The sequence below is a fragment of the Komagataeibacter kakiaceti JCM 25156 genome, assembly GCF_000613305.1.
Genome location: NZ_BAIO01000056.1, coordinates 1 through 9784 on the forward strand (window position 1 = coordinate 1; position 9784 = coordinate 9784).

The window sequence follows — 9784 nt, forward strand, 5'->3', positions numbered from 1 at the left end:
CTCCACGACAGGGCGCATGACATCGGCCCCGGCGGGTGGGCGCAAGGTGCTGGTCGGTGACGCGGCGCGGAAGCCGCAGGGGCAGGGATAGAATCATGCTTCAGGACAAGGACCGCATCTTTACCAACCTGTATGGCCAGAACGACTGGAAGCTGGCGGGCGCACGCGCGCGGGGCGACTGGGACAACACGGCCGCCATTCTCGCCCGTGGGCCTGAAGCCATCATTAACGAAATGAAGGCTTCCGGGTTGCGTGGGCGTGGGGGGGCAGGCTTTCCCACCGGCGTCAAATGGTCGTTCATGCCCAAAAAGAACGACGGTCGGCCGCATTACCTCGTTATCAATGGTGATGAGTCGGAGCCTGGCACCTGCAAGGATCGTGAAATCCTGCGCCATGACCCGCACAAGCTGGTGGAAAGCGCACTGATCGCCTCCTTCGCCATGGGGGCGCATACGGCTTATGTCTATATCCGTGGTGAGTTCTATAACGAGGCCGCGAACCTCCAGGTCGCGATCGACGAAGCCTATGCTGCTGGCCTGATCGGCAAGAATGCCTGCGGCTCGGCTGGGATTTCGATTTCTACATCCATCGCGGCGCGGGCGCGTATATCTGCGGCGAGGAAACGGCCCTGCTGGAAAGCATCGAGGGCAAGAAGGGCCAGCCGCGCATGAAGCCGCCCTTCCCGGCGGCGATGGGTCTGTATGGTTGTCCCACTACAGTCAACAATGTGGAAAGCATTGCGGTCGCCGCCACCATCCTGCGTCGTGGCGCGGCATGGTTTTCTGGGCTGGGGCGTCCGAACAACGCGGGCAGCAAGCTCATGGCCATATCGGGCCATGTGAACACGCCCTGCGTGTTTGAAGAAGAACTCGGCGTTCCCATGAAGGAAATCATCGAAAAGCATGGCGGTGGCGTGCGCGGCGGGTGGGACAACCTGCTGGCGGTCATTCCCGGTGGCTGTTCGGTGCCCATGCTGCCGCGTTCGGTCTGTGACACGGTGCTGATGGATTACGACAGCCTGCGCGCCGAAGGTTCCGGCCTTGGCACCGGGTGCATGATCGTGATGGACAAATCCACGGACATCATCGCGGCCATCGCGCGGTTCTCGAAGTTCTTCAAGCATGAAAGCTGTGGCCAGTGCACCCCGTGCCGCGAGGGTACCGGCTGGATGATGCGGATCATGGACCGGATGGTCGAAGGTCGCGCCGAGATCGAGGAAATCGACATGCTGGAGCAGGTGACCCGTCAGGTGGAGGGGCATACCATCTGCGCGCTGGGTGATGCGGCGGCATGGCCGATACAGGGGCTGATCCGTCGTTTCCGGCCGGTGATGGAAGAGCGCATCCGCGCCTACAAGGTGGCGCATGGCAGTGGCCGGAGCGTGCAGGTGCCGGCTGGCATGGTTGAAGCTGCGGAGTAGGAACAGTGGTGAAAGTAACCGTTGACGGTATCTCGGTAGAGGTTCCCCCAGGTTCCAGCGCCCTGCAGGCATGTGAGGCGGCGGGCAAGGAAATTCCGCGTTTCTGTTACCATGAGCGCCTTTCGGTCGCGGGTAACTGCCGGATGTGCCTGGTGGAGGTTGCGGGCGGGCGCAAGCCGGTCGCGTCCTGCGGGTTCCCGGTAAACGATGGCATGCAGATCTTCACCGATACCGAGGTGGTGCGCCGCGCCCGCCGGGCGGTGATGGAATTCCTGCTGATCAACCATCCGCTCGACTGCCCGATCTGCGATCAGGGCGGTGAGTGCGATCTTCAGGATCAGGCCTTTGGGTATGGCGCCGACCATTCCCGCTACCGCGAGAACAAGCGCGCGGTAACGGACAAGTATCTTGGCCCATTGGTAAAGACCGAGATGACGCGCTGCATCCAGTGCACGCGCTGCATCCGTTTTTCCACCGAAATTGCGGGCGTGCCGGAACTGGGTGGGATTTCGCGGGGTGAAAACCTCGAAATCACCAACTATGTCGAAAAGGCCCTGACATCCGAACTGTCGGGCAACCTGATCGACGTCTGCCCCGTCGGTGCGCTGACATCGCAGCCTTATGCGTTCACGGCGCGGTCATGGGAACTGAAGCGTACGGACTCCATCGACGTGTGCGATGCGGTCGGCACGAACATCGTCATGCATGCGCGTGGCGCGAGCGTGCTGCGGATCGTGCCGCGCATCAATGACGAGGTGAACGAGGAATGGCTGGCCGACAAGGGGCGCTTTGTCGTTGACGGGTTCCGCCGCCGCCGCCTTGACCGTCCGTGGGTGCGGGTGGATGGCAAGCTCCAGCCTGCAAGCTGGCAGGATGCTTTCGCCACCATCGCGACCCGGCTGAAGGATGTGCCGGGCCAGCGCATCGGCGCGATCGCGGGCGACATGTGCGATGCCGAGAGCATGATGGCGCTGAAGGATCTCATGGAAACATTGGGGTCCGGCAATATCGACTGCCGGCAGGACGGGGCGAAATACGATACGTCCCGGCGTGATTTCTACACCTTCAATACCGGCATCACCGGGATCGAGGAAGCGGATGCCCTACTGATTGTGGGTTCGATCCCCCGGCAGGAAGCGCCCGTACTCAATGCCCGCATCCGCAAGCGGTATCTGGCGGCCGGGCGCGGTGGATTCCCCATCGCCATGATCGGCGCTCCCAATGCCGATCCGACCTATGCGGCGGACGTGCTGGGGAACGGGCCGGACACGCTGGCGGCTCTGGCTGCAGGCAAGCTGCCGTTCGCCGATGTGCTGGCCAAGGCGAAGAAGCCGATGATCATCGTGGGGCATGGCGCGCTGACCCGCCCGGATGGGGCGGCCATAACACGCGCCTGCTGGGAACTCGCGGAGCAGGTGGGGGCAATCACCCCGGACTGGCACGGTTTCAATATCCTGCATGTGGCAGCCAGCCGTGTGGCGGCGCTTGACCTTGGTTTCCTGCCCGGCCCGAAGGGGCGTGACGTGGCGGGCATGCTCAAGGGCGGGGTGGACGTGCTATGGCTGCTCGGGGCGGATGAATTCCCGACTGACCAGATCGGGCCGAAAACTTTCGTGATCTATCAGGCCATCATGCGATGCGGGCGCGGCGCGGGCGGATGTGATCCTGCCGGGCGCGCTCTATGCCGAAAAGCCGGGCACATACACCAATACCGAGGGGCGGCTGCAGCAGGCGTTCCGCGCCGTCATGCTCCGGGCGACGCGCGGGAAGACTGGCGCATCCTGCGTGCCTTCTCCGAAGTCGCGGGGCACAAGCTGCCTTATGACACGATGGAGGCCCTGCGCGCGCGCATGGTGCAGGCCAACCCTGTATTCGGGCAGGCGGAGTGGAGCCGCCATGCACGTCGGATACCACTTCCCCCCGGGCGGGCAAGGTTCCGGTATCGAACGCGCCGTTCCGGCCGGTCATTGCCGATTATTACCTGACCCATGCCGTGTGCCGTGCAAGCCCGACCATGGAAACCTGTTCGGGGGTTTACGTGCACCCCGCCATTGAGGCTGCGGAGTAGGTAGATGGCTTATTTCTTTTTTCACACCCTTATTGGCCAGCTCCTGCTGATCGTGCTTGAATCACTGGCCGTGCTTGCCCCCCTGTTGCTGGGCGTGGCGTATCTTACACTGGCGGAACGTAAGGTGATGGCCGCCATGCAGTTGCGCAAGGGGCCGAATGTGAACGGCCCGTTCGGCGTGCTGCAGGCCTTTGCCGACGCAATCAAGATGCTGACGAAGGAGACGGTCATCCCGTCAGGCGCGAACCGGGTGCTGTTCCTGTTCGCACCGTTCCTGACCTTTTCACTGGCCATGATCGCCTGGGCGTCATCCCGACGGGTAACGGGCTGGCGATCGCCAATATCAATGTCGGCGTCCTGTATCTGCTGGCGATTTCGTCCCTGGGCGTTTACGGCATGCTGATCGCGGGCTGGGCCTCCAATTCCAAATACGCGTTTCTGGGCGGTCTGCGTTCAGCCGCGCAGATGGTGTCCTACGAGGTCTCGATCGGTCTGGTGATCGTGTCGGTGCTGCTGGCGGTGGGGAGCCTGAACCTGAACGACATCGTGCTGGCGCAGCGCCATGTCTGGTTCTGCCTGCCCATGTTCCCCATGTTCATCGTGTTTTTCATCTCCGCACTGGCCGAGACGAACCGCGCGCCGTTCGATCTGCCCGAAGGTGAGAGTGAACTGGTTGCGGGCTTCTTTGTCGAATATTCGGCGCTCGCGTTCGGCCTGTTCTTTCTGGGTGAATACGCGAACATGTTCCTTATGTCCGGCATGGTCAGCATCCTGTTCCTGGGTGGCTGGCTGCCGCCGCTGGGCATCGCCCCCCTGACATGGATACCGGGACCGCTGTGGCTGATCGCCAAGATCCTGTTCTGCCTGTTTGTGTTCATCTGGGTGCGCGCGACATTCCCCCGCTTCCGCTATGACCAGCTCATGCGGCTGGGCTGGAAGGTGTTTCTGCCCTTTTCGCTGGCATGGATGGTGCTGAGCGCGGGCTTCCTGATGGTTACGGGCCTTCTGCCCGGAGGAGCTGGTTAATGGGAAAGTTAGCTAAAACCGCCCGCTCCATGCTGCTGTCCGAACTGGTGTCGGGCATGAGCGTGACATTCCGGGCGATGTTCAAACCAAAGGCCACGATCAACTACCCGTATGAAAAGGGCGCGCTTTCGCCCCGTTTCCGTGGGGAGCATGCGTTGCGGCGTTACCCGAACGGGGAAGAGCGCTGCATTGCCTGCAAGCTGTGCGAGGCGACATGCCCGGCGGAAGCCATCACCATCGAGGCCGAACCGCGCGATGACGGCTCACGCCGCACCACGCGCTACGACATTGATATGACCAAGTGCATCTATTGCGGCCTGTGCGAGGAAGCCTGCCCGGTCGATGCGATTGTCGAAGGGCCGAATTATGAATTCGCGACCGAAACCCGCGAAGAACTTATGTACAACAAGGACAAGCTCCTGGCCAATGGCGACCGCTGGGAAAGCGTTCTCGCCCGCAGGCTTGAGCTTGATGCCCCGTACCGTTGATATTGCACGGCCGCCGCGGCGCAGGCCGTGGCAGCCATGCCAGCAGGAGGAAACATCCATGCGGCAGGAAGCTCACCCATGATGACCCAAATCGTCTTTTATGTTTTCGCGGCGGTTCTGGTTCTGTCCGCCACCATGGTGGTGTGTGCCCGTAACCCGGTGCATTCGGTGCTGTTCCTCATACTGGCGTTTTTCAATGCGGCGGGACTGTTCCTGATCGCGGGGGCCGAATTCCTGGCCATGACGCTGGTCATCGTCTATGTCGGCGCGGTCGCGGTCCTTTTCCTGTTCGTCGTCATGATGCTGGATGTCGGCTTCGCGCAGATGCGTGAGGGCATGCAGCGTTACGCCCCCATAGGGGCGGCGGTTGGTGGCGTGCTGCTGGTGGAACTGCTCATGGCGTTCACCCACTGGCGGGTCGCGGGCAATATCGGGCAGATCAGGCATCTCGTGCCGTCCACGCCCACGCGGACCAATACGGCCGCCCTGGGTGACGTGATCTATACCCACTATATTTTCCTGTTCCAGGCATGTGCGCTCGTGCTGCTGGTGGCCATGATCGGCGCGATCGTGCTGACCCTGCGTGACCGGCCGACAGGACGCAGGCAGAACATCGACCGCCAGCACGATCGCGTGCCGCAGGATTCGCTTGAAATGCTGCAGGTGCCGTTGGGCGCTGGTATCGCGGCCCAGGGTGGTTTCCTGCGCCCGCATGACTCCTACGATGTGGCGGCCGTGCCCGGAACCTACGGGACCGAGGCCTGGCGCCAGTGCGAGGCAGAGGAAGAAAGAGAGACCGCCCTGGTGATCGTGGCGCCGGTGGACGGGACGAAAGGACAGGATAATGGATAACGCGATTGAGGGGATTGGCCTTGCGCCATACCTGAGTGTGGGCGCGATCCTGCTGGTTCTGGGGGTGTTCGGCATTTTCCTGAACCGCAAGAACGTCATCATCATCCTGATGTCGATCGAGCTGATCCTGCTTTCGGCCAATGTCAATTTCGTGGCGTTTTCAGCGGCCACCGGTGATCTGTCGGGGCAGGTGATGACCCTGTTCGTGCTGACCATCGCGGCGGCGGAATCCGCCATCGGGCTGGCTATTGTCACGGTCTATTTCCGTAATCGCGGCTCGATCGAAGTCGACGACATTACGATGATGAAGGGGTAAGGGAAAATGCAGATGGCATCCCTCCTGTTCGAGGTGGCGGTGTTCGCGCCCCTTATCGGGTTTCTTGTCGCTGGTGGCTTCGGTCACCTGATGGGCGATGGCGCGGCGCGACTGACCACCATCGGGCTCATGACCTGTGCGGCGCTTTCGGCGATCGGCGTGCTGGGCTTCGAGATGGGTGGCGGCATGAACACCGTCATCGTTCCCGTGGCCGAATGGATCCACGCGGCGGGCTTCTCGGCGGACTGGCAACTGCGCATGGATGCGCTGTCGGTCAGCCTGGTGGCCATGGTGACCGTGGTTTCGCTGCTGGTCCATGTGTACAGCGTTGGTTACATGGCGCATGAGAGCGCGCCGGTGTACCGCTTCTTCTCCTACCTCTCGCTGTTCACGTTCGCGATGCTCATGCTGGTGACATCGGACAACCTGCTTCAGCTCTTCTTCGGGTGGGAAGGGGTTGGTCTCGCCAGTTACCTGCTGATCGGGTACTGGTATGACCGTCCTTCCGCCGCGCGGGCCGCGATCAAGGCGTTTGTCGTCAACCGTGTGGCGGATCTGTTTTTCCTTGTCGGCATTTCACTCATCTACATCCGTCTTGGCAGCGTGTCCTATGATGACATTTTCGCCGCCATTCCCGCGCATGTGCATGACACGTTCAACCTGTTCGGCACGCATCCGCTGCTGGAAGTGATCGCGACGCTGCTGTTTATCGGCGCGATGGGCAAGTCGGCGCAGCTGTTCCTGCACACCTGGCTGCCGGACGCGATGGAGGGGCCGACCCCCGTTTCCGCCCTGATCCATGCGGCCACGATGGTTACCGCCGGTGTCTTCCTGATGGTGCGGATGTCGCCGCTGGTGGAGCTGGCGCCCGTCACGCGCGACCTGATCGTGCTGATCGGTGGCACGACCAGCTTCTTCGCCGCCACTGTCGGGCTGGTTCAGCCCGACATCAAGCGCAGCATCGCCTATTCCACATGTTCGCAGCTTGGCTACATGTTCGTGGCGGTGGGCGTCGGGGCCTATCAGGCTTCCATGTTCCATCTGACCACGCACGCCTTTTTCAAGGCGCTGCTGTTCCTGGGCGCGGGTTGCGTGATCCATGCCGTGCATGACGAGCAGAACATGTTCCGCATGGGCGGCTTGTGGCGCAAAATCCCGCTGACCTATGCGGGCATGTGGATTGGCAGCCTTGCCTTGGCCGGTATCTTCCCGTTCGCGGGCTACTGGTCGAAGGATGCGATCCTGGAGGCCGCGTGGATGTCCGATAGCGCCATGGGGCACTATGGGTGGGTCATGGGCTGCCTTACGGCTTTCATCACCGCGCTGTATAGCTGGCGGCTGATCTTCCTGGTCTTCCATGGCAAGCCGCGTGACGAACACCTGTATGAGGGCGCGCATGAAAGCCCGCCATCCATGATGCTGCCCGTGGTCCTGCTGTCCTTCGGCGCGGTCGTGGCCGGTGTGGCGCTGGAACCGCTGTATATCGGCGCGCATCAGGCCGCGTTCTGGAATGGGGCGATCGCCAGCATTCCCGGTCACGACGTGATCGCCCGGCTTGAACAGACACCGGGGCTTATCGCGCTGGTGCCGACCATCGCCGCCGTGCTGGGCATCGCGGTAGCCTATGTCTGCTATATAGCAAGCCCCGGCATTCCGGCGGCAATGGCCCGCAGCCTGCGCCCGGTGTACCTGTTCCTGCTGAACAAGTGGTATTTCGATGAATTGTATGACGCCGTGATCGTGCGCCCCTACCGCGCGCTGGCGCGTGTGCTGTGGAAAGGCGCGGATGAAGGTGTGGTCGAGGGCATACCCGAAGGGCTGGCCCGTCTTACGGCTGGCACGGCCGGGCAGGCCGTGCGTATCCAGACCGGTTCCATCGCGGTTTATGCCTTTTCCATGTTGATCGGCCTGGTGGTTCTGCTCTCCACCATGCTGTTTTCCCGCTAACCCCAAGGATGTCAGGGCCACTACCAATGAACTGGACACTTGCTCTGCCCGAAATCGTGCTGGCCCTGTCCGGGCTGGCCATCCTGCTTGCCGGGGTGATGCAGAAGCGCGGGCAGGCTTTCTTCTCATGCGCGATGATGACGCTGCTGGCCTTGGTCGTCACCGGCATCCTTGTCGTCATGTCGCCTGATGGCACCGGCTACAGCCATGTTTTTGTCAATGACGGCTTTGCCCGCTTCATGAAGGTGCTGAGCCTGAGCGGTGCCGCGCTGTCACTGGTGCTGAGTGTGGGGTATGCGCGGGAACTGGAGATCGACAAGTTCGAATTTCCGGTCCTGATCCTGTTCTCCACGCTGGGGACCATGATCATGGCGTCATCGGGCAATCTCATGACGCTGTTTGTCGGGCTGGAACTCTCCTCGCTGTCCATCTACATCCTGTGCGCCTTCGCACGGGACCGGGTGACGGCGGCGGAAGCGGGGCTCAAGTATTTCGTGCTTGGGTCGCTGGCGTCGGGCATTCTGCTCTATGGCATTTCGCTGGCTTACGGCTTTGCCGGAACGCTGGAATATGCCGGGCTGCAACAGGCCGTGCGCGGTAGCGCCGTGCTGCCCGCCGGGCTTATGGTTGGCATCGTGTTCGTGCTGGTGGGGCTGTGCTTCAAGCTGTCCATGGTGCCGTTCCATATGTGGACGCCCGATGTTTACCAAGGTGCGCCGACACCGGTGACCTCCTATATGGCCGGTGCGCCCAAGATCGCGGCCTTCGCGGTTCTGCTGCGGGTCATGGCCGGTCCGTTCGGCAGCATGACGCCCCAGTGGCAGCTGCTGATCGAGGTGGTGTCCGCCGCGTCCATGGTGTTCGGTTCGTTGGCCGCGATCCCGCAGGTGAACATCAAGCGGCTCATGGCCTATTCCTCCATCGGGCATATGGGTTACGCCATGATCGGCATGGCTGCGGGCACGGCTGAAGGCACGCGGGGCACGCTGGTCTATCTCGTGACCTATCTGTTCATGAATGTCGGTGCGTTTGCCGGTATCGTCGCCATGCGCCGCAAGGGGCGCGAGGTTTCGCGTATCAGCGACCTGGCGGGTCTGGGGCGCACGGATCCCGGCATGGCGCTGGCCATGGCGGTGTTCATGTTCAGCATGGCGGGCGCGCCGCCGCTGGCGGGCTTCTTCGGCAAGCTCATGGTGTTCTATTCCGCGATCAATGCACAGCTTTACGGGCTGGCGGCGATCGGTATCGTCAGCAGCGTGATCGGGGCGTATTATTACATCCGGATCGTCAAGGTCATGTTCTTTGACGCGGCGGCGCCCGCGCTGGACCGTTCGCCTGTTTCCGTCTCCTTCGTATCCGTGGGCATGGGGCTGGTGACCGTGTTCTTCATGGTCGGGCTTGGCCCGGTCTCCACGGCGGCGCAGGCTGCTGCGGCGGCGCTGTTCAGGTAACATATGCCTGATACCCCGGCCGCTTCCTCCACCATCCGGATTCCCCGCGCAGGCGGGGAAGAATGGCAACTGGAGGTATATGAGCGGCTGGGATCGACTTCCGACCTGTGCAAGACCCGGCTGGAAGCGGGGCGTGGCGCGAATGGCGTCGCGGTCCTCGCGCTGGAACAGACAGCCGGGCGCGGCAGCCGGGGGCGGGAATGGACCGATCCGGGG

The 9784-nt window shown here is 62.4% G+C and carries 5 protein-coding genes and 4 pseudogenes; all 9 read left to right on the forward strand.

Annotation, left to right across the window (positions count from 1 at the left end; all coding sequences use genetic code 11):
- The first annotated feature begins 95 nt into the window (after positions 1-95).
- Positions 96-1420, forward strand: a pseudogene (nuoF, locus tag JCM25156_RS21860) (NADH-quinone oxidoreductase subunit NuoF).
- 5 nt (positions 1421-1425) lie between these two features.
- Positions 1426-3488 (forward strand): annotated as a pseudogene (gene nuoG / locus JCM25156_RS21865) (NADH-quinone oxidoreductase subunit NuoG).
- A 4-nt stretch (positions 3489-3492) separates the two neighbouring features.
- Positions 3493-4514 (forward strand): annotated as a pseudogene (gene nuoH / locus JCM25156_RS21870) (NADH-quinone oxidoreductase subunit NuoH).
- Complete coding sequence (nuoI, locus tag JCM25156_RS05665) at positions 4514-5002, forward strand: NADH-quinone oxidoreductase subunit NuoI (RefSeq protein ID WP_025812422.1); 489 nt, start codon at positions 4514-4516, stop codon at positions 5000-5002. The pseudogene nuoH and the gene nuoI overlap by 1 nt, the downstream one beginning before the upstream one ends.
- 78 nt (positions 5003-5080) lie before the next feature.
- Positions 5081-5854 (forward strand): NADH-quinone oxidoreductase subunit J, encoded by a 774-nt coding sequence (locus JCM25156_RS05670; protein ID WP_025812423.1) that lies wholly within the window; start codon positions 5081-5083, stop codon positions 5852-5854.
- Positions 5847-6170 (forward strand): NADH-quinone oxidoreductase subunit NuoK, encoded by a 324-nt coding sequence (nuoK, locus tag JCM25156_RS05675; RefSeq protein ID WP_034958501.1) that lies wholly within the window; start codon positions 5847-5849, stop codon positions 6168-6170. Before JCM25156_RS05670 ends, nuoK begins: the two co-directional genes overlap by 8 nt.
- 6 nt (positions 6171-6176) lie before the next feature.
- Positions 6177-8117, forward strand: coding sequence for an NADH-quinone oxidoreductase subunit L (gene nuoL, locus JCM25156_RS05680; RefSeq protein WP_025812425.1), 1941 nt, complete (start codon positions 6177-6179; stop codon positions 8115-8117).
- Positions 8118-8143: 26 nt separating this feature from the next.
- Positions 8144-9568, forward strand: a complete 1425-nt coding sequence (gene nuoN, locus JCM25156_RS05685) for an NADH-quinone oxidoreductase subunit NuoN (RefSeq protein ID WP_025812426.1) — start codon at positions 8144-8146, stop codon at positions 9566-9568.
- Between the two features lie 3 nt (positions 9569-9571).
- Positions 9572-9784 (forward strand): annotated as a pseudogene (locus tag JCM25156_RS21875) (biotin--[acetyl-CoA-carboxylase] ligase); the annotation flags it as partial.